The 17,989-nt window shown below is 63.9% G+C and carries 22 protein-coding genes and 1 other RNA gene; 8 read left to right on the top strand and 15 right to left on the bottom strand.

The annotated features are described in order from the left end of the window. Positions 1 to 20: 20 nt before the first annotated feature. Together hisN and JF290_RS01515 are read right to left on the bottom strand one after the other, a co-directional pair. A complete protein-coding gene (gene hisN / locus JF290_RS01520) occupies positions 21 to 830 on the bottom strand; it encodes a histidinol-phosphatase (RefSeq protein WP_199022959.1) in 810 nt (269 codons plus the stop codon). 60 nt (positions 831 to 890) lie between these two features. Further along, positions 891 to 1,262: a helix-turn-helix domain-containing protein gene (locus JF290_RS01515; RefSeq protein ID WP_199022958.1), complete on the bottom strand. Its 372-nt coding sequence runs from the start codon at positions 1,260 to 1,262 to the stop codon at positions 891 to 893. Positions 1,263 to 1,600: 338 nt separating this feature from the next. Here JF290_RS01515 and JF290_RS01510 point away from each other — a divergent pair, with 338 nt between their 5' ends. Then, positions 1,601 to 2,563, top strand: a complete 963-nt coding sequence (locus JF290_RS01510) for an NADPH:quinone oxidoreductase family protein (RefSeq protein ID WP_199022957.1) — start codon at positions 1,601 to 1,603, stop codon at positions 2,561 to 2,563. Here the strand turns inward: JF290_RS01510 and JF290_RS01505 are convergent. After that, positions 2,560 to 3,438, bottom strand: coding sequence for a LysR family transcriptional regulator (locus tag JF290_RS01505; protein ID WP_199022956.1), 879 nt, complete (start codon positions 3,436 to 3,438; stop codon positions 2,560 to 2,562). The two genes, JF290_RS01510 and JF290_RS01505, sit on opposite strands and share 4 nt — an antisense overlap. 127 nt (positions 3,439 to 3,565) lie before the next feature. Here JF290_RS01505 and JF290_RS01500 point away from each other — a divergent pair, with 127 nt between their 5' ends. Both JF290_RS01500 and JF290_RS01495 read left to right on the top strand, forming a co-directional pair. Further along, on the top strand, positions 3,566 to 3,766 hold the full coding sequence (locus JF290_RS01500; protein ID WP_199022955.1) for a DUF1127 domain-containing protein: 201 nt from the start codon (positions 3,566 to 3,568) through the stop codon (positions 3,764 to 3,766). A 187-nt stretch (positions 3,767 to 3,953) separates the two neighbouring features. After that, positions 3,954 to 4,703: a Bax inhibitor-1/YccA family protein gene (locus JF290_RS01495; protein WP_199022954.1), complete on the top strand. Its 750-nt coding sequence runs from the start codon at positions 3,954 to 3,956 to the stop codon at positions 4,701 to 4,703. A gap of 63 nt (positions 4,704 to 4,766) precedes the next feature. On the opposite strand, the gene JF290_RS01490 is transcribed toward JF290_RS01495, so the two are convergent. Next, positions 4,767 to 5,456: a VIT1/CCC1 transporter family protein gene (locus tag JF290_RS01490; RefSeq protein ID WP_199022953.1), complete on the bottom strand. Its 690-nt coding sequence runs from the start codon at positions 5,454 to 5,456 to the stop codon at positions 4,767 to 4,769. Positions 5,457 to 5,548: 92 nt separating this feature from the next. Continuing rightward, positions 5,549 to 5,716, bottom strand: a complete 168-nt coding sequence (gene rpmG / locus JF290_RS01485; protein WP_007814563.1) for a 50S ribosomal protein L33 — start codon at positions 5,714 to 5,716, stop codon at positions 5,549 to 5,551. A gap of 57 nt (positions 5,717 to 5,773) precedes the next feature. Between rpmG and JF290_RS01480 the strand changes: the two genes are divergently transcribed. Continuing rightward, entirely contained in the window at positions 5,774 to 6,031 is a 258-nt protein-coding gene (locus JF290_RS01480; RefSeq protein WP_199022952.1) for a hypothetical protein, read from the top strand. 60 nt (positions 6,032 to 6,091) lie between these two features. Here JF290_RS01480 and rnpB read toward each other — a convergent pair. The 5 genes from rnpB to gatC all read right to left on the bottom strand — a co-directional run bounded on the left by rnpB (position 6,092) and on the right by gatC (position 9,806). Next, positions 6,092 to 6,511, bottom strand: an RNA gene (gene rnpB, locus JF290_RS01475) — RNase P RNA component class A. Positions 6,512 to 6,522: 11 nt separating this feature from the next. Next, the gene (locus tag JF290_RS01470) at positions 6,523 to 7,209 is read right to left on the bottom strand and encodes an N-acetylmuramoyl-L-alanine amidase (RefSeq protein WP_233155079.1); all 687 of its coding nucleotides are present in this window, start codon (positions 7,207 to 7,209) and stop codon (positions 6,523 to 6,525) included. 7 nt (positions 7,210 to 7,216) lie between these two features. Then, positions 7,217 to 7,987: a hypothetical protein gene (locus JF290_RS01465; protein ID WP_199022951.1), complete on the bottom strand. Its 771-nt coding sequence runs from the start codon at positions 7,985 to 7,987 to the stop codon at positions 7,217 to 7,219. 41 nt (positions 7,988 to 8,028) lie between these two features. Further along, complete coding sequence (gene gatA, locus JF290_RS01460) at positions 8,029 to 9,516, bottom strand: Asp-tRNA(Asn)/Glu-tRNA(Gln) amidotransferase subunit GatA (protein WP_199022950.1); 1,488 nt, start codon at positions 9,514 to 9,516, stop codon at positions 8,029 to 8,031. Between the two features lie 2 nt (positions 9,517 to 9,518). Then, positions 9,519 to 9,806, bottom strand: coding sequence for an Asp-tRNA(Asn)/Glu-tRNA(Gln) amidotransferase subunit GatC (gene gatC, locus JF290_RS01455; protein ID WP_199022949.1), 288 nt, complete (start codon positions 9,804 to 9,806; stop codon positions 9,519 to 9,521). Between the two features lie 148 nt (positions 9,807 to 9,954). Between gatC and JF290_RS01450 the strand changes: the two genes are divergently transcribed. Beyond that, positions 9,955 to 10,362 (top strand): VOC family protein, encoded by a 408-nt coding sequence (locus tag JF290_RS01450; RefSeq protein ID WP_199022948.1) that lies wholly within the window; start codon positions 9,955 to 9,957, stop codon positions 10,360 to 10,362. 12 nt (positions 10,363 to 10,374) lie between these two features. Here JF290_RS01450 and xseA read toward each other — a convergent pair whose 3' ends face one another. Beyond that, positions 10,375 to 11,943, bottom strand: a complete 1,569-nt coding sequence (gene xseA, locus JF290_RS01445) for an exodeoxyribonuclease VII large subunit (RefSeq protein WP_199022947.1) — start codon at positions 11,941 to 11,943, stop codon at positions 10,375 to 10,377. Positions 11,944 to 12,019: 76 nt separating this feature from the next. Between xseA and purD the strand changes: the two genes are divergently transcribed. Next, on the top strand, positions 12,020 to 13,285 hold the full coding sequence (gene purD / locus JF290_RS01440; protein WP_199022946.1) for a phosphoribosylamine--glycine ligase: 1,266 nt from the start codon (positions 12,020 to 12,022) through the stop codon (positions 13,283 to 13,285). A gap of 39 nt (positions 13,286 to 13,324) precedes the next feature. Here the strand turns inward: purD and JF290_RS01435 are convergent, their stop codons facing one another. Beyond that, positions 13,325 to 14,113: an FG-GAP repeat domain-containing protein gene (locus JF290_RS01435; protein WP_199022945.1), complete on the bottom strand. Its 789-nt coding sequence runs from the start codon at positions 14,111 to 14,113 to the stop codon at positions 13,325 to 13,327. After that, entirely contained in the window at positions 14,113 to 14,436 is a 324-nt protein-coding gene (locus JF290_RS01430) for a 2Fe-2S iron-sulfur cluster-binding protein (RefSeq protein ID WP_199022944.1), read from the bottom strand. The genes JF290_RS01435 and JF290_RS01430 overlap by 1 nt, the downstream gene beginning before the upstream one ends. 121 nt (positions 14,437 to 14,557) lie before the next feature. Here JF290_RS01430 and JF290_RS01425 point away from each other — a divergent pair, with 121 nt between their 5' ends. Together JF290_RS01425 and JF290_RS01420 are read left to right on the top strand one after the other, a co-directional pair. Next, on the top strand, positions 14,558 to 14,962 hold the full coding sequence (locus tag JF290_RS01425) for an OB-fold nucleic acid binding domain-containing protein (protein ID WP_199022943.1): 405 nt from the start codon (positions 14,558 to 14,560) through the stop codon (positions 14,960 to 14,962). A gap of 42 nt (positions 14,963 to 15,004) precedes the next feature. Continuing rightward, positions 15,005 to 15,679, top strand: coding sequence for a Crp/Fnr family transcriptional regulator (locus JF290_RS01420; protein ID WP_199022942.1), 675 nt, complete (start codon positions 15,005 to 15,007; stop codon positions 15,677 to 15,679). 467 nt (positions 15,680 to 16,146) lie between these two features. Here JF290_RS01420 and JF290_RS01415 read toward each other — a convergent pair whose 3' ends face one another. Together JF290_RS01415 and JF290_RS01410 are read right to left on the bottom strand one after the other, a co-directional pair. After that, on the bottom strand, positions 16,147 to 17,526 hold the full coding sequence (locus JF290_RS01415) for a Do family serine endopeptidase (protein ID WP_233155101.1): 1,380 nt from the start codon (positions 17,524 to 17,526) through the stop codon (positions 16,147 to 16,149). 262 nt (positions 17,527 to 17,788) lie between these two features. Then, on the bottom strand, positions 17,789 to 17,986 hold the full coding sequence (locus tag JF290_RS01410) for a DUF2065 family protein (RefSeq protein WP_199022940.1): 198 nt from the start codon (positions 17,984 to 17,986) through the stop codon (positions 17,789 to 17,791). Positions 17,987 to 17,989 lie beyond the last annotated feature (3 nt).

Raw genomic sequence — 17,989 nt, 5'->3', positions numbered from 1 at the left:
AACGAGCCCGTCCGCCGGGTTCAAGTGTCGGGCGTGTTTCCAAGCAAGGTCAGCGCGGCCTGGTGAAGGTCCGCATTGGATGCGGCCAGCACACGCCCCCCCATATGCGCAGGCCGACCACGCCAGTCGGTCACGATGCCACCGGCGGCCTCGATCACGGCGATCGGGGCCTGAATGTCATAGGCGTTCAGACCGGCTTCGATCACCAAGTCCACATGCCCTGCGGCAAGCAGGGCGTAAGCGTAGCAATCCATGCCGAAACGTGTCAGGCGGACGGCCTTGGACACGGCCTCAAATCCCGCGAGTTCCTCGGTGCTGCCGACTTCGGGAAAGGTCGAGAAGAGGACTGCCTCCGACAGGTCTGTCACGCGGCGCGTGGCCAGGGTGATCCGCCCTGCCGGCCCTGTCATTTCCGCGACCCCGGGTCCACCGATGAACCGTTCGCGGGTATAGGGCTGGTCGATCACACCGAGGATCGGGCCGCTTGCATCCGAGAGTGCGATCAAAACCCCCCAGGTCGGCGCTCCGCAGATGAAGGCGCGTGTGCCATCGATCGGGTCGATCACCCATTCCCGCCCCGACTCGCCCGGCGTTCTGCCGAACTCCTCGCCCCAGATGCCGTCCTCGGGCCGATGTTGCGACAGCAGATTGCGCATGGCCAGTTCGGCCGCGCGATCCGCTGCTGTCACCGGGTCGAACCCGCTGTTGTCCTTGTTCTGGGAGGGGAGGCCTGCTTGTCGAAAATACGGCAGGATGGCATCACGCGCAGCGTCTGCCAGCCTGTTGCTCAGGTCGAGGTCGCTCAGGCGAGCGGAAAGGTCTTCTGTCATGACCGCTCACATGACATTCGCGACGACCGGCCGCAAGCGGCACGGATCGGCGCGTCTGACTCAGGCCACGTCGCTCAGAACACGGGCCAGTTCGAAAAGGCGGCGGCGCTGGTTCTCGGGGATCGCGTAGTAGGAGCGCACCAGATCGAGCGCTTCCTTGTCGCCCATCAGATCGGTCGGAACCATCGACTTCTCGTCGCCCTGGCGTTCGGCATCTTCAAGACCCTCGAAGAAAAAGCTCACCGGAACGTCGAGCGCGTCGGCGATGTCCCAGAGCCGCGATGCACTGACCCGGTTCGCGCCGGTCTCGTATTTCTGGATCTGCTGGAACTTGATCCCCACCTGTTCAGCCAATTGCTGCTGGGTCATTCCAATCAACCATCGGCGGTGCCGCACCCTTTTGCCGACATGCACATCTACAGGGTGAGTCATACGTTTTCTCCTTTACCAAACCAATTACCGTTCAGACCTTGTTAGCGGGCAAGGTGCGACAGACTTCCGATCTCCGCTCCTACCAAGCCATTCTAAACAACCCGGTCCACACCGTGCCACAGATACTACGGGCTTTTCAGTTGAATTCAAGTCAAGGGATTCCCGGTAAACGGGAGGCATGCTGCCGGGGGCGGGAGGTTCGGGGCTGATTCAAAACGAAATTCTGCAGCTCCATACGTCGAACTCCCCTTTACAAGCTCCGGCTGGCTTGGAAGGATTCGCTGCGCGACTTGACAGTCAGACTGTCCGCAAATCGTTAAAAATACAAGGATTTTGATGTGCTCGCCTACCGAATAACAACCGAGGGTGCAGCGCCGCACCTGTGCCGGATCGACATTTCCGAGCCGGGTCCGACGCAAATCGGGGTCGAGATCAAAGCCTGCGGGTTGAACTTCGCAGACCTGCTGACACAAAAAGGCACCTACCAGGACATCCCCCAAACACCGTTCACGATGGGCATGGAATTGTCGGGAATCGTCACCACTACCGGCGATTCGGTCAACAATCTGAAGCCGGGGGACCGCGTCGCCGTCTTCTCGGGCCAGGGCGGGCTGGCCGAATTCGGCGTGTTCGAGGCTGATCGCGCGATCCGCATTCCCGACGCGATGAGCTTCGAAGACGCTGCGGCCCTGCAGATCGCCTATGTCACGAGTCACATGGCGCTGGACTACCGCGCCCGCATGCAGCCCGGAGAAACGCTGCTGGTGACCGGAGCCGCGGGAGGCGTCGGGCTGACGGCGGTCGAGATCGGCAAGTTGATGGGCGCCACCGTGATCGCCCATGCGCGCGGGCGCGACAAGCTCGAGGTCGCCCGCGCTGCGGGGGCGGACCACCTGATTGATGACTCCGAGGACCTGCGGACGCGTGTGAAGGAGTTGGGCGGTGCGGATGTCGTCTATGACGCGGTCGGCGGGCCGGCCTTCAAGGCCGCCTTCCGCGCCTGCAACCCAGAAGCCCGGCTGTTGCCGATCGGGTTCGCCAGCGGCGAGGTGCCGCAGATCCCGGCGAACCACTTGTTGGTCAAGAACCTGACGGTAATCGGCTACTATATAGGCGGCTACATGAAGTTCCGGCCGGATCTGGTCCGACGCAGTCTCGCCCAACTCATCGACTGGTATTCCAACGGTCTTCTATCTCCGCATGTCAGCCACATCCTGCCCCTCACCGATGTGGCCGAGGGCATGGAGTTGCTGCGCAGCCGCAAATCGACCGGCAAGGTCGTGATCCGGACAGGCGACTAGCCCGCTGCCTGAAGGCTCGGCACCGCAATGCTGCTGAAGGATTTCCGGACCAGCCCGGCGAGATTTTCGACGATCTGACTGCGGGCCTTGTCCGCGCCGTACAGGTTGATCATCTGCGCGCCCAGATTGGGTAGCGTGCCACCATGGTCGATCTGGCGCAGATGGACGGGTTCGGTCCCTTCGATCATCGCGTTGACGGCCAGATCAGCGCTCACCGTTGCTTCTATGGTGCGGTCAGACTCGGTTTCGACGACCATGTCCCAGGGGATGCCCACTGAATCGAGCGCCGCGATGACCCGCGGCCGGAAGGTGCAGAAGCGACCAAAGGCCAGGCGCAGGGGCCGCTGCCGCCAGGCCGAGCCGTCCGGCGCCCCGATCCAGCAGAGCGGGCGTTCAGCCAAGGTTTCGCTGTCCGTGGTGCGCTCGACCTCGGTTGTCAGGATGAGATCGCATTCGCCGCGGGCATACTGCGCCTTGAGCGTGCGCGTGTAGGACGTCACCAATTGCACCCTGACCCGCGGGAAAGAGGCGTTGAACCGTTGCAGTACCCGCGGAATCGCCGGGTAAACGATGTCATGGGGCACGCCCAGCACGATCTCGCCCTCGAAGGCCTGATCCGTAAGACGCCCGATCACCTCGTCGTTCAGCGCGACCATGCGCCGGGCATAGGCCAAGAGCTGCTCACCAGAGGCGGTGAGCGCGATGGTCCTGCCCGACCTGTCGAGCAGCTGCAGACCAAGCACCTCCTCGAGTCGCTTGAGCTGCATCGAGACCGCGGATTGCGTCAAATGCAGGAAGCCCGCAGCTCGGGTCACGCCACCGGAGTCGGCCACGGCTACGAAGGAACGCAATGTCGTAATGTCCAAATTCCGCATCATCACGATCCTTGATATCAGTTCTCACAAACATTCACTTTTCATATGAAGCACGACACCCCAAGTAGATCAAGGAAAATGATTGAAGCGAGATCAAGCATCACGATTCGCCGTAAGGACACCTGACATGACCTATATCTCACAAACCATCGCCACCCCACGGTCCAATCCGTCGCTTCTGCAGCGGCTCAGCCAGGCCTATGGTCTGTGGCATCAACGCCAGGCGCTGCGCAGGCTGGACGATGCGGCGCTGCGGGACATTGGCGTCAGCCGTGCCCAAGCGGAAGCCGAGGCAAGGCGCCCGGTCTGGGACAAACCACTCTACTGAATCAGCTGAAACGGGGCTCGGGATCGGGACGGCCGCTGCATCTTGTAGTGGCCGCGCGGATTCTGACCGAATTGTCACCAAGAATCCTGACGGAAATACTTGAAATTACGGCTTCGGCCTCCGATATTTGGCACAATCGCTGCCGGAGTTTGTCCGGCAGTTCAACAGTCTTGAACGGAGACCTTGAATGGCTGAATTCGACACGACTCACATGACGGGCCGGACCGCGGCCGGAACGCGCACAGCCGCGTTCGACGAGGGCCTTCGCGCCCACATGAACAAGGTCTACGGCACCATGTCCGTGGGCACGCTGCTGACCTTCCTCGTCGCCTGGGCCGTCGGCACCAGCCCTGCCCTTCTGGGCATCTTCCGCGACCCGGTCACGCTGTCGCCGAACATTCTGGGCTGGATTCTGATGTTCGCGCCGCTGATCATGGTGTTTGCCTTTGGTGCTGCGATCAACAGGCTGTCCGCAGCAGGGGCTCAACTGTTCTTCTACGCCTTCTCGGCCGTCATGGGCTTGTCGATGGCGTGGATCTTCGTCGCCTTCACCGGCTATTCGATCGCTCAGGTCTTCCTGATCACGTCGATCGCCTTTGCGGGGCTGTCCCTCTGGGGTTATACCACCAAAAAAGACATCTCGGCCTGGGGATCGTTCCTGATCATGGGCGTGATCGGCCTTCTGGTGGCGATGATCGTCAACATCTTCCTGCAGTCGCCGGCAATCATGTTCGCGATTTCGATCCTTGGCGTTCTGATCTTCGCGGGTCTGACCGCCTATGACACGCAGAAGATCAAGACCGAGTACATCCAGCATGCCGCACATGGCGACAGCGAGTGGCTGGCGAAGTCCGCGATCATGGGCGCATTGACGCTCTATCTCGACTTCATCAACATGTTCATGTTCCTGCTGCAGCTGTTCGGCAATCGCGAATAAGCTCGGCAACGATCAAGAGGAATGGGCCGGTCGAAACGACCGGCCCTTTTTCGTTGCGCCGCACTAGACGATTGCGACACCAAGAACGCGCCCAACGCCAGCCGTCACGGCCATGGCGAACGTGCCCCAGAACAGGACACGCAAAACGGCGGCGCGGATAGGGGCCCCGCCCAGCCAGGCGCCGACAGCTCCCAGCAGCATCAGCGCCGCTAGCGACATCGCCGCCACGGAGGCAATTCCCGCACCGTCAGGCGCGCCCAGCACGGCCAGCACCGGCAGTCCCCCGCCGATGGCAAAGCTCACGGCCGAGGTCCAGGCGGCCTGCAACGGATCGCTGGCGCTGGTCTCGGTAAAGCCGAGTTCCTCGCGCGCATGGGCGTCCAAGGCGTCATGCTCGGTCATCTCATGCGCCACCTGCCGCGCCAGACCGGGTGATACCCCGCGCGATTGCAGCCCCTCCGCCAGTTCTTCCAGTTCATAGTCGGGGTCGTCCCGCAACGCCTGCCGTTCACGGGCAAGGTCTGCCGCCTCGCTGTCAGCCTGCGCCGAAACAGAAACGTATTCGCCTGCAGCCATTGAGAACGCTCCGGCGGTCAGACCCGCAAGTCCGGCGAGCAACACGCCGCCATGTCCCGCGCCGGCCGAAATCATCCCGACCAACAGGCTGGCGGTGGAAACCAACCCGTCATTCGCGCCCAGGATCGCCGCCCGCAGCCAACCGGTACGCGTGTTGAAATGTCCGTCCTTGGGCATCCGTCCGTTCCCTTGCAGGGCGTGCGCATGGCGCGACGAAAAAGGCCACGCGCGCGGCGTGGCCTTGGCAGTTTCACGCAACCGTCATGCGGTTACTTGATCTTGCCTTCCTTGTACTCGACATGCTTGCGGACCACCGGATCGTATTTGCGGACGACCATCTTCTCGGTCATGGTGCGCGCATTTTTCTTGGTCACATAGAAATGACCGGTGCCTGCGGTCGAGTTCAGGCGGATTTTGATTGTGGTCGGCTTCGCCATGGTCTCTCTCCTGCAACGAAAGGATCACCCGATGGCGGGGCCCTTCGACGAATTCACATGAAGCTGCGCTTGTACTCAGGCGCGGGCCGGAGTCAACAGGCAAACGAGACTGCAGCGTTTTTGCTGCAGCATCATGGTGATCCATACACGCGACATTTTCAGGAAACGGCTGGCGAGCTACCCTTGCTGCATTATTTGACTGTCCCGAACTGTTTCGGTGTTTCACGATTGGATTTAGACATGCGTATTCCCTCCTTCGCCCTTGGCGTCATCCTTTGCGGAGTCCTCGTCGCCGCGGCCCAGGTTCTGACCTGACGCAAGACGCCACGGAGTATTGACAGGCCGGTTCGACATGCCCGTTCGATGAATGATGGTATGCGCGGAGAGCCTGTAAGCCGGATTCTGTTCGGGGGCGTGGCCCCGTCGATGACCATTCCTCTAGCGCGCGTGTCGCCACGCGCGTCCAGCTGCCAACCCGACCTCTCTTGGCCATGACCGGCCTAGCGGCGGTATCCCCGAGGGGACCAGCCCGCGCGGAGGTCCTATTTGGCATTGCTCCCGGTGGGGCTTGCCGTGCCACCCCTGTTGCCAGCGGCGCGGTGGGCTCTTACCCCACCGTTTCATCCTGACCCGTGCGCAATCTCCCTCGGCGAACCTCGGGTGCGGCGGGCGGTTTGTTTTCTGTGGCGCTGTCCGTCAGGTTGCCCTGCCCGGGCGTTACCCGGCACCGTTGTCATGGGGAGTCCGGACTTTCCTCTCGCACCTTTCGGCGCCAGCGGCCATCCGGCTCTCCGCGCGCTCGCGACTTAGGCGCTATTGCCGATCCGGTCAACGCCAAAGCGGTGGGCGAGGTCCTGCATCGCCGCCGTGTCCGCCGCACAAAGCGGGCCGGTCGCAAAGGGACGAAAGCGGGCGCGAAAGGCGGCGAGCACCGCGTCGGCCCCGTATTCCGGGTCATAGCCGAAGCGGGCAGCGTCGGCGATGAAATCGCCCTCCCCGCACGCGTCCTGACCGGGCCAGACCGCCAATCCCTGCCGCGCCAGCCGCACCCAGTCGAACCGTGGACCAGGGTCGAACTTGCGATCCGGCGCCATGTCGGAATGGCCGATCAAGCCCGCCGGTCCAATCCGCCACCGATCCATGATCCCGGCGAGCAAACCTTCGAGCGCGCGCATCTGCGGATCTGAAAACGGATACGTGCCGTCATTGTCGAGTTCAATCCCGACCGAGCGCGAGTTCACATCCCCCTGCCCGCCCCAGCGTCCCGCCCCGGCATGCCAGGCGCGCTGCATTTCCTCGACCATCTGCCAGACCCGGCCATCACCGGCGATGAGGTAATGGGCCGAGACTTCGGCCGCCGGGTCGCACAGGCGTGCCAGCGCCGCCTCGGCGCTGCTCATGGCGGTATAGTGTATGACGATCAGTTCAGGCGTCAGCCCGTCGCGCCGTGGCCCGAAATTCGGCGAAGGCTGCCAGCGGATCGCGTCCCCCATCGCGGGGTCAGTTCTGCACCGCTTTGCGGAAGCGCGACGGATCCCAGTTGCAGGCATAACCGTCGCCATCCGGGTCCAGCCCCGCACGGTCCCGCTCTGGCCCCCCGCGCGACAGGAACTCGATCTGCGCAAGGTCGGCGGACGAGAAATTGCGGCACGCCCGCTCGGCACGCCCCTCCAGGTTGATGCCGCTTCGGCTGTAGACGCGCGTACCGACCGGATGCGAGGTCGACAACGCATAGCTGACGATATTGGGCTGTGTCGCACCGTCGCGATCGGGCACGGCGGTCGGCTGCACGACCTCGTATTGCGCGCGATTGGTCGCGATCAGGGCCGCGTCGGATTCGATGGTGCGGGTTTCCGCCACCGCTGAAAAATCGTTCTCGGCTGACAGGCCGCTTTCGGTCGTGACCACCTCGGGCGAGCCGAGGGTGCCGCCACCGGTCGCCGGCGCGGTCGAGGCGAGGACGGCGGCGGTTTGCGCGGCAATGTCGTCCGCCGATCCGCTCTGTGCCGCAGAGACCGAGCCTGGCGAGCGTGGCGCGGGCTGCATCATTGGATCCGCGGGCGGCAGGGTTTCGCTCGACAAGGCCTGCGGTGGCGCCAGTCTGTCGGCAGTCGCCGGTACCCCGGCAAGTTCGCGCTCGCGCGCCTGCATCGCCTCGGCCTCGCTGCCGAAACCGATACCTGCGCCGCTGTCAGGCACCTGTGGCGCACAAGCGGCGAGAGAGGCCGCGAAAGCCCCTGCCATCAGGACGGGTCGGACGAAATTGCGCATGTCTCCTGCCTTGCGGATGCTGATTACGGATGGCGAGATGATTACCACCATTTCCCGGGCTTGGCCACAAAGCCCGCGGCGGACTCCAGCGCATAGGCCGTGTTCAGCAGATCGCCCTCTTCCCATGGACGGCCGATCAGTTGCAGGCCAAGTGGAAGGCCCTGGCTGTCCAGTCCCGTGGGCACCGAGATCCCCGGCAGGCCGGCCAGGTTGACCGTCACGGTGAAGACATCGTTGAGATACATCTGTACCGGATCCGCATCCGTCATCTCGCCCAGACCAAAGGCCGCAGACGGGGTAGCCGGGGTCAGGATCGCGTCGACCCCCTCGGCGAAGACGTTCTCGAAGTCCCTCTTGATCAGCGTACGGACCTTGCGCGCACGGTTGTAGTAGGCGTCGTAGAACCCTGCGGACAGAACGTAGGTGCCCACCATGATCCGACGCTGCACCTCGTGGCCGAAGCCTTCGGCGCGGGTCTTTTCATACATCTCGGTGATGCCGTCGCCCTGCGCGAGCTTGGCGCGGTGGCCATAGCGCACCCCGTCATAGCGGGCGAGGTTGCTCGACGCTTCGGCAGGCGCGATGACGTAGTAGGCCGGCAGCGCATATTTCGTGTGTGGCAGGCTGATATCGACGATCTTGGCACCGGCATCGCGCAGCATGTCCGTACCCTGAGACCATAGCGTTTCAATCTCACCCGGCATGCCGTCCATGCGGTACTCGCGCGGAATGCCGATGGTCTTGCCCTTGATGTCACCGCTCAGCATCGCTTCGAAATCCGGCACCGGCAGATCGGCGCTGGTGCTGTCCTTGGGATCATGCCCACACATCGCTTCCAGCATGATCGCCGCGTCGCGCACAGACTTGGTCATCGGCCCGGCCTGATCGAGAGAACTGGCAAAGGCCACGATGCCCCAGCGCGAGCAGCGCCCATAGGTGGGCTTGATCCCGACTGTGCCCGTAAAGGCGGCGGGCTGACGGATCGAGCCGCCAGTGTCGGTGCCGGTCGCCGCAAGGCAGAGATCGGCCGCCACGGCTGCGGCGGAGCCACCGGAGGAGCCGCCCGGCGTCAGCGCCGCATCATCATTTCCACGCCGCCACGGGCTGATCGCGTTGCCATAGGTGCTGGTCTCGTTGCTGCTGCCCATGGCGAATTCGTCCATGTTGAGCTTACCCAGCATGACGGCCCCCGCGTCGGCAAGGTTCTGGCTGACGGTGGATTCGTATTCCGGCAGGAAGCCCTGCAGGATTCTGCTGCCCGCCTGCGACGGCACACCGCGCGTACAGAACAGATCCTTGATGCCGATCGGCAGGCCACACATGGCCGGCGCATCCCCCGCCCTGAGCCGCACATCGGCGGCCGCGGCACGCTCCATCGCGATTTCCGGCGTCTTGTGCACGAAGGCGTTCAGCGCATCCGCCGCGTCGATCGCCTTGAGACAGCTTTCGGTCAGCTCGACCGCCGTGGTCTCGCCTGCACGCAGCGCGTCACGCGCCTCCGCCAGGCCCAGAGTGTTCAGATCGGTCATGATTACTCCACCACTTTCGGAACCGCGAAAAAGCCCTCGCGCGCATCGGGCGCGTTCGACAGAACCTTGGCCTGCTGGTTGCCATCCGTCACCACATCGGCACGCCGTTTCAGGCGTTGCGGCGTGACCGAGGTCATCGGCTCGACCCCGTCCACATCGACCTCGTTCAACTGTTCGATGAACCCCAGAATGGTGTTGAATTCAGCCGCCAGCGCAGGCAGCGCATCCTCTTCGACCTTGATCCGGGCCAGCTTGGCCACCCGGGCGGCGGTAGTCTGATCAATCGACATGGGGGTCCTCGTGCTGTGTCAGAGCGCGTTTACCCCTGCGGCGCCCGGCTCGCAAGCCTGAGCGCCGCAAAATGCCCCCGGACCGGGCTTGATCGGGCGTCGCCCCGCCGACAGAGTGGGCGGCGAGTTCTCCGCGAAAGGCGCCGACATGAAGCTGACCCTCCATCACATCAACCTGTCCACCGATAACGTCGCCCGCATGGACGCCTTCTATCGCGACGTGCTGGGCCTTGCGCGCGAGACCGGCGGCTTGCCGACGCTCGAAAAGGAAAAAGGGTATGCGGGAGATGTCGCCTTCGTCACGGACGGCGCGGTCCAGACCCACATTGCCCAGAAGGACGTGCAAGCCGGCTTTGCGACCAGGCAGATCGTCAACCCGGTCAGCCAAGGGCATATCGCCTATCGCACCGACGATCTCACCGCCTTCAAGGCGCATCTGGACGCGCAGGGCATCCCCTATTCGGACTGGGGCAACACCGCGGTCACGGGGTGGCACCAGATCTTCTTCTATGATCCGGACGGTAACGTGATCGAGGTGCACCAGGTCGACAACTGACCCGGCCCGAGGTCAGAAGAGCGAACCCTGGTCGGACTCATCCGGAGCGTGCTGCGCCGGTTTTGCGGGTTTCGCGGGTTTGCGCCCGGACACGGGCAGCACGTCCAGTCGCCCATCGGCGAACTGAATTTCCAGAGCGCCGGCCTTGGTCGCAGCAGCCTGCGTGGTCACGAGTTCACCCTCGGCCCGGACCACCGCATAGCCGCGTGCAAGGGTGGCCTCGTAGCCGAGCGAGGCCAGCAGACGATCATTGGCCGCGACCTGCTTCTTCAAATGTTCGATCTGCTGCGCGCCCGCGCGCGAGAGGCGACGCCCCAGCGCGGCCAGATCCACCCTGCCCTGCGACAGCCGGGTATCCAGCCGGTCGGTCTTGAGCCGCGCGGACGTGCGATCGAGCCTCCCGCGGTGCTCGTTCAACGCGCGATGCAGGGCCGGCCCGAGATTCCGCGATCCGCGATCCAGCCGGTCGCGTTCGCCCTTCACCATCCGCTGCAACATGCCCGGATGCAGACGCCCGCCCAGCCGGGCCGTCTGGATGTGGCGCTGCCGCACGCCCGCAATCAGCGCGCCCGGCAGCTTGTGCGCGAGTTGGTCGAGGCGCTGGCGCGGCGAGTCGAGCAGCCCCTCGGGCCGGGGCAAGGCGCGGGAGAGGTCGGTCAGCCGTTGCCGCCGCTGGGCGATACCATTGCTGATCGCCCGGCTGATCCGCGCTCCCTGCGCGTCGACATTCGCCAGCAGGTCCAGTCGCACCGGCACCGCCAGTTCCGCCGCCGCGGTCGGTGTTGGCGCGCGCTGATCGGACACGAAGTCGATCAGGGTCGTGTCGGTTTCATGCCCCACAGCCGAGATCAGCGGAATCCGCGACGCCGCCGCTGCGCGTGCGACGACCTCCTCGTTGAAGCCCCAAAGATCTTCGACCGACCCGCCGCCGCGCGCGACGATCAACAGATCGGGCCGCGGCAAGGCACCGCCCTCGCTCAGCGCGTTGAAACCGGCGATGGCGCGAGCGACCTCTGGCGCGCAGGCCGCCCCCTGAACCGCCACCGGCCAGATCAGCACCTTGCGCGGAAACCGGTCACGCAACCGGTGCAGGATGTCGCGGATCACCGCGCCCGAGGGAGAGGTGACGACACCGATGATCTCGGGCAGGTAGGGCAGCGGTTGTTTGCGGGCGGGATCGAACAAGCCCTCGGCGGCCAGTTGCGCCTTACGCTTTTCCAGCAGCGCCATGAGCGCGCCCTGCCCCGCCACTGCTACTTCGTCGACGTTGAGGTTGTACTTCGATTGCGCGCCGAACGCCGTGAGGCGGCCGGTCACGACCACCTCGAGCCCCTCCTCGGGCACAACCGACAATCCGGCGATCTGGCCCTTCCAGGTGGTGCAGGCCAGCACCGAGCGGTCATCCTTGACGTCGTAGTAGAGATGGCCCGACCGTGCCTTGAATACGCGGCCGACCTCGCCGCGGACGCGGATGCGTCCGAATTCGTCTTCCAGAGTGCGTTTCACCGCGCCGGAAATCTCGGACACGGAGTATTCCGGCAGGTTCTGACCCGGAACCGGGTCGTCGATGAGATCGGACATGGGGATGCCTTGTTTCGCCTTGGGAGCCAGCTTAGAACGCGGGCCAGGCGAGGCCAAGCAGATCGGAGCGCATTTCATGAACATCCTCATCCTCGGCAGCGGCGGGCGCGAACACAGCCTGGCCTGGGCGGTGTTGCAGAACCCGAAATGCGACAAGCTGATCGTCGCCCCCGGAAACGCGGGAATCGCCCAGATCGCCGATTGCGCGGCGCTCGACATCGAGAATGGCGGTGCCGTCGCGACCTTCGCCGAGGAGAACGCGATCGACTTCGTCATAATCGGCCCGGAGGCGCCCTTGGCGGCCGGGGTCGCGGACCGGCTGCGTGATGCGGGCTTCCTGGTGTTCGGCCCATCGGCGGCTGCGGCGCGGCTCGAGGCTTCGAAAAGCTTCACCAAGGAGATCTGCGACGCCGCCGGCGCCCCGACCGCCGCCTATGGCCACTTCACCGATCCCGAGACGGCAAAGGCGCACATTCGAGCACAAGGCGCGCCGATCGTGGTCAAGGCGGACGGGCTGGCTGCCGGCAAGGGCGTGATCGTAGCCATGACCGAGGACGAAGCGCTGGCCGCAGTCGACGACATGTTCGAGGGCGCTTTCGGCGGGGCCGGCACGGAGGTGGTGATCGAGGAATTCATGGAGGGCGAAGAGGCCTCGTTCTTCGTGCTCTGCGATGGCGATAACGTGTTGCCGATCGGAACCGCCCAGGACCACAAGCGCGTGGGAGACGGCGACACCGGCCCGAACACCGGCGGCATGGGTGCGTATTCTCCCGCACCGGTGCTGGATGACATTGTGGCGCAACGGGCGCTCGACCGTATCGTGCGCCCCACCATCGCCGAGATGGCACAGCGCGGCACACCCTACCAAGGTGTGCTCTATGTCGGCTTGATGATCCGCGATGGCGAACCGCGCCTTGTCGAATACAACGTGCGTTTCGGCGATCCGGAATGTCAGGTCCTGATGATGCGGCTCGGAGCGCAAGCGCTCGACCTGATGCACGCAGCGGCAGAGGGGCGCCTGAAGGACATGCGCGTGAACTGGTCCGGCGATCATGCAATGACGGTGGTCATGGCGACAGACGGGTATCCCGGCGCGTATGCGAAGGGCAGCGTCATCAAGGGGCTGGACAAGCTGCCCGAAACGAGTCGGCAGATGTGTTTCCACGCAGGGACCGAGCGCCGGGATGGGGCCTATCGGGCAAGTGGCGGCCGGGTTCTCAACCTGACCGCCCGAGGCGAAACCCTGGCCGAGGCGCGGGAGCGCGCCTACGAGATGGTGGAGCACATCGACTGGCCCGAGGGGTTCTGCCGCAAGGATATCGGCTGGCGCGCGCTCGAGTGAAATGGCTCGGCCCGTACGGTTTGGTGCCTTGCGGACAGTCTAGTCGCACCGAAGGGCTGTCGCCACGCTTTCAGGGCCTTGATACGGCCCGATGTCGCGCGAGACCGCAGCTCCATCCTGCAACGTGACTTCGATCACGCGCCTCCAGTCACCTGAAATCGCAACCACAGCAGGCGGCGTCGTGCAGGACTTGAGCCCCCCGACCACGAAATCCCAGCCGATCCGGTGATTGGTCATATCGGGCACCGTGAGCAGGGGCGAGAGGGTTTCATCCCGATACCGCCAGATCCGCAGAGTCTTGGCCAAATGTGGGCGGTCGATATAGGCGATCTCGACATGACCGTCCCCGTCCAGATCGGCGGCGGCGACCGGGGCCAGCCAGCGGAACCTGTGACCGATCGGCGGCGTCGCCGCACGTTCGACCGGAACGACACCATTCAATCCGTAGATCACGAGTTGCCCGCCGAAACGCTGATGGCTGCGGACCACGACGACCTCGGGTTCTCCGTCCCCGCTGACGTCCCACAGACGCGGCGCCAGATCCTCGAACACCGTGTTGGATGGCGCCTTCAGACGATAGGTCACGAAAGACGCGGATGCGGTCGCGTTGCATTTCCGCCCGACGATGACGTCTAGAGCTGCCCATTCCAACTCATCTCCGAGAACCCCATGTGGGTAGTCCGATGTCGGCTCCGCATAGGTGGCCGCACAGATCGACGCCGTGTCCGCCGACACCTGCACGGGTTGCCACAGACACAACGCCAGAAGCGCGCGGCGAGCGATCGCGGGCCACGAGCGGGCGGGCAGACGCCGCGCCCGGCCTGTCATCAGATCTGTTTCTCGGGCATCCGCACCACGAGTCCGTCCAGCGCATCGGTCACCTTGATCTGGCAGGTCAGGCGCGAGCGTTCAGGATCGGGTTCATAGGCGAAATCGAGCATGTCCTCTTCCATGTCATCCTTCGCCGGAAGTTTCTCGACCCAGGCGGAATCGACATAGACGTGACAGGTCGAACAGGCGCAAGCACCGCCGCAATCGGCCTCGATGCCCGGAATGTTGTTGTCGCGCGCGCCTTCCATGACGGTCAGCCCGTTGGCGACCTCGACCACATGTTCGGTGCCGCCGTATTCGATATAGGTGATTTTTGCCATCTTCTCCGGCTCTCCTCATATGTCGGCTGTTGTCTATCCAAGCGACTCGTGGCGTGCCAGAGCAATCTGCCCTCGCCGCTGGAAGACTGGACATTTTTGCAGCTTGTTCTATCTTTGTTCCATGTCCGTCATTGCTCCGTTTTCCCGCCCGAACCGGGCCGGTCCGCCCTCCTGCCTGACCGCGTCGCGGTTGCAGGATTCGCCTGAAGGCGCCGCCGTGACCGTCGCCGGACTGGTCATCCTGCGCCAACGCCCCGGAACCGCCAAGGGCGTGATCTTTCTGACGCTCGAGGACGAGACCGGGGTGGTCAACGTGATCGTCTGGCGCAAGATCTACGAGCGGTTTCGCCGCGCGGTGATCGCCGGACGGATGTTGCGCGTCAGCGGACGCCTGCAGCGGGCCCATTCCGTCACCCACGTGATTGCAGAGCGGATCGAGGATATCTCGCCCCTGCTGGACCGGCTGCTCGACCCGGAACACACCGCCAAGCCCTGCCAGCCGCATTCCCCTGTTCCCGACGCGTGAAAACTTGGTAACATGACTCGGGGAACATGAGAGGGATACTCAATGGGCGCGCGCAGTTTGCCGAAAATCGGATTCCTGTCCGACGTGTCCGCCGATCTCAGAACGATGCTTTCGGAACAGGCAACCGACGTGACGCTGCAACCGGGCGATATCCTGTTCGAACAAGGTGATGTGGGCGACGCCCTCTTCGCGATCATGAGCGGCGCGGTCGAATTCAGCGTGCTGGCGATGGATGGCCGAAAGCTGACGCTCGACATGATGCGTCCCGGAGCACTGTTCGGGGAAATCTCGCTCTTCGACCCCGGCGCACGCACGGCGACCGCCACGGCGGTCGAGGAAACGCTGCTCTGCCGCGTGCGCCATGCGGACGTGCTGCAACAGATCCGCCAGCGCCCGGATCTTGCCGTCGACATGATTCACCTGGCCGGTCAGCGCATGCGCTGGATGGGGCGGCAGTTGAACGAACAGGTATTCCTGCCCCTGCCCACCCGTCTGGCCCGCAAGGTTCTGCATCTCTCGCCCGAAGGCTCGTCTCCGCCCTTCAAGATATCGCTATCGCAGGCAGAACTCGCCGAGTTCGTGGGCGCCACCCGCGAAGCCGTCTCGAAGATCCTGTCGAGCTGGAAGCGCGAGGGCGTGATCGACAGCGCCCGCGGCGGGCTGGTGGTCAAGGATCTCGACGCGCTGCAGGTTCTGGCCGAACCCGACCAGATCTGAGATTTTTTCTCGAAGCCTGAGATTTTCCAGATCTTGTGTGTGCTGGTTCACATACAGCGGCACGATTCTGACGCATGTTGGACCTACGAGAACAGCGAAGTCCAAAGGCAAGATTTAACGAACCACCCATAGAGAGTAATCCCGAGTAAAGAGTTCCCGTTTCACGAGTTCCCCTGTTGACGATGAAAGGAGCCATCATGACACGACGTCCGACCAAGCTCCGCAAGCGCGCCTGCACGTTTCTTCCGAAGCAGCCGCAGGGAGCATTTGGAACCGTCCTGAGTTGGCTGGTGGATACCGATAACCAGTTCCGCCGAGCACAGGCAAAGCTGCATCCTCCCGGCAGGTGGCCCTAGGGCCCCTGCCACTATCCCCCGGGCCGGTCCTTCCTTGTGTGCTCCCCCTGACCGGTCCAAGAGGAAAGAGCCATGTGCGAATGCACATGGCTCTTTTTTTTCCGGTTTCTGTCAGTCAGCCAAGCTCAGCGCAACGAACCGTGGGTCGCCACCCCGCCGCACCAGCAGCAAGAGAGACTTCCGCCCGGCTTCCTTAGCTTCCTCGATCCGATCATCCAGTTCATCCAGCGACGCCACCTTCTGCTGACCCGCCTCGGTGATGATGTCACCGGAGCGCAGACCCTTCTCGAAAGCCTCGGAAAGCTCATCGACGGACAGGACCGCCAGTCCGTTCTGATTATCCGGCACACCGAGTTCTTCGCGCATCTCGTCCGTCAGGATGCTGAGGGTCATCCCCAGCACGGTCTTTTCTTTCACGTCGGGTGTGTCGTCGTCCTGCATCGCGGCAGGAACGGCGGCTTCGGCTTCTTCGCGGCGGCCAAGCGTCACCATGACGGTTTGCGTGCCGCCGTCCCGGAACACCACGACCCGGACCGACTTGCCGACAGCGGTGTTTCCGACCTGGCGCACCAGCGCCCGCGTGTCGGCCACGTCCACGCCGTCGAAGGTCAGAATCACGTCGCCAGACAACAGTCCAGCCTCTTTCGCGGGCCCCTCCGGTACATCAGTGATGAGCGCGCCAGCGGCCTGCTCGAGGCCCATCGCTTCGGCGATTTCATCGGTCACATCCTGAATCCGAACGCCCAGCCAGCCGCGCCGCGTCTCACCGAATTCCTTCAGCTGGTCGACAACGCGCGTGACCACGTTCGACGCCATCGAGAAGCCGATCCCGATCGAGCCGCCATTGGGCGAAAGGATTGCCGTGTTCACGCCGACAACCTCGCCGTCCATGTTGAAGAGCGGACCGCCCGAGTTGCCGCGGTTGATCGCCGCGTCGGTCTGGATGTAGTCGTCATAGGTGCCCGACAGCGCCCGATTGCGCGCCGACACGATGCCGGCCGAGACGGAAAACCCCTGTCCCAGCGGGTTGCCCATGGCGATGACCCAGTCTCCGACCCGTGCGCTGTCACTGTCTCCGAAGCTCACGAAAGGGAGCGGTTCGTCGGATTCGACCTTGAGCAGGGCGATATCCGTGTTCGGGTCGGTGCCCACAACTGTCGCGGCCAGTTCCTCGCCCGAGAAGAACTCGACGAGAATTTCGTCGGCACCGTCGATCACGTGGTTGTTGGTGACGACATAACCGTCTTCGGAGATCACGAAGCCCGAGCCAAGCGCCGAGGACCGGCGTGCACGCGGACCTTCGCCGTCCCGGTTACGATCCTGGAACTCGCGGAAGAAATCCTCGAAGGGCGAGCCGTCGGGAACGATGCCCTGCGGCCCCGTGCGGCCCTCGACCGTGGTCGAGGTCGTGATGTTCACCACCGAAGGGCTTATCTTTTCGGCCAACGGTGCGAGGCTTTCGGGCCGCGCCTGTGCTGCAAGCGCCTGCATCAGCACGAACACCACCGCGAGCGCGGACAGCCAGACCAGCCGCACGAGGGCCCCGGCGTCATTCGAATGTCGACCTGTAATTGCGATTGCCTGGGGCTTCACTGTGCCGTCTCCTTTTGAATTGCAGCGGCGCTGCGCCTTTGCCGGGCCAGCGCCTTGCTTGGGGAACAATGTAGGCGCATTGTCGCGGCCCGCAAACAGTGTTGCACCGTTTCAAGCGGATGTGAAAGTCCAACCGGTGCGGGCATGAGGTGGCGGGCGGTCAGAATGCGCCGAGCGCCTGCGCGATCCACAACAGAAACAATCCGCTGACGATGGCGAGCGCGCCGATCTGGCGGCGCACCTGGTCGGGAACGCCACGCAGCATTTCAAGCAGACGCTCCAAAGCGGAAGGGGCCAGCACCCAGGCCAGCCCCTCCACGATCAGAACCAGCCCGAGGGCCAGGAAAACGAAGCCCACGGG

The organism is Sedimentitalea arenosa, assembly GCF_016428585.1.
Lineage (GTDB): Bacteria > Pseudomonadota > Alphaproteobacteria > Rhodobacterales > Rhodobacteraceae > Sedimentitalea > Sedimentitalea arenosa.
Note: the sequence above shows the minus strand (reverse complement) of the source record. Positions and strands in the feature narration are given on the sequence as shown.

Excerpts from the sequence above, each read along its gene's own strand:
- hisN (WP_199022959.1), bottom strand. The coding sequence starts at position 830 with ATGACAGAAGACCTTTCCGCTCGCCTGAGCGACCTCGACCTGAGCAAC.
- JF290_RS01515 (WP_199022958.1), bottom strand. The coding sequence starts at position 1,262 with ATGACTCACCCTGTAGATGTGCATGTCGGCAAAAGGGTGCGGCACCGC.
- JF290_RS01505 (WP_199022956.1), bottom strand. The coding sequence starts at position 3,438 with ATGCGGAATTTGGACATTACGACATTGCGTTCCTTCGTAGCCGTGGCC.
- JF290_RS01500 (WP_199022955.1), top strand. The coding sequence starts at position 3,566 with ATGACCTATATCTCACAAACCATCGCCACCCCACGGTCCAATCCGTCG.
- JF290_RS01495 (WP_199022954.1), top strand. The coding sequence starts at position 3,954 with ATGGCTGAATTCGACACGACTCACATGACGGGCCGGACCGCGGCCGGA.
- JF290_RS01490 (WP_199022953.1), bottom strand. The coding sequence starts at position 5,456 with ATGCCCAAGGACGGACATTTCAACACGCGTACCGGTTGGCTGCGGGCG.
- rpmG (WP_007814563.1), bottom strand. The coding sequence starts at position 5,716 with ATGGCGAAGCCGACCACAATCAAAATCCGCCTGAACTCGACCGCAGGC.
- JF290_RS01480 (WP_199022952.1), top strand. The coding sequence starts at position 5,774 with ATGAAGCTGCGCTTGTACTCAGGCGCGGGCCGGAGTCAACAGGCAAAC.
- JF290_RS01470 (WP_233155079.1), bottom strand. The coding sequence starts at position 7,209 with ATGGGGGACGCGATCCGCTGGCAGCCTTCGCCGAATTTCGGGCCACGG.
- JF290_RS01465 (WP_199022951.1), bottom strand. The coding sequence starts at position 7,987 with ATGCGCAATTTCGTCCGACCCGTCCTGATGGCAGGGGCTTTCGCGGCC.
- gatA (WP_199022950.1), bottom strand. The coding sequence starts at position 9,516 with ATGACCGATCTGAACACTCTGGGCCTGGCGGAGGCGCGTGACGCGCTG.
- gatC (WP_199022949.1), bottom strand. The coding sequence starts at position 9,806 with ATGTCGATTGATCAGACTACCGCCGCCCGGGTGGCCAAGCTGGCCCGG.
- JF290_RS01450 (WP_199022948.1), top strand. The coding sequence starts at position 9,955 with ATGAAGCTGACCCTCCATCACATCAACCTGTCCACCGATAACGTCGCC.
- xseA (WP_199022947.1), bottom strand. The coding sequence starts at position 11,943 with ATGTCCGATCTCATCGACGACCCGGTTCCGGGTCAGAACCTGCCGGAA.
- purD (WP_199022946.1), top strand. The coding sequence starts at position 12,020 with ATGAACATCCTCATCCTCGGCAGCGGCGGGCGCGAACACAGCCTGGCC.
- JF290_RS01435 (WP_199022945.1), bottom strand. The coding sequence starts at position 14,113 with ATGACAGGCCGGGCGCGGCGTCTGCCCGCCCGCTCGTGGCCCGCGATC.
- JF290_RS01430 (WP_199022944.1), bottom strand. The coding sequence starts at position 14,436 with ATGGCAAAAATCACCTATATCGAATACGGCGGCACCGAACATGTGGTC.
- JF290_RS01425 (WP_199022943.1), top strand. The coding sequence starts at position 14,558 with ATGTCCGTCATTGCTCCGTTTTCCCGCCCGAACCGGGCCGGTCCGCCC.
- JF290_RS01420 (WP_199022942.1), top strand. The coding sequence starts at position 15,005 with ATGGGCGCGCGCAGTTTGCCGAAAATCGGATTCCTGTCCGACGTGTCC.
- JF290_RS01415 (WP_233155101.1), bottom strand. The coding sequence starts at position 17,526 with ATGCAGGCGCTTGCAGCACAGGCGCGGCCCGAAAGCCTCGCACCGTTG.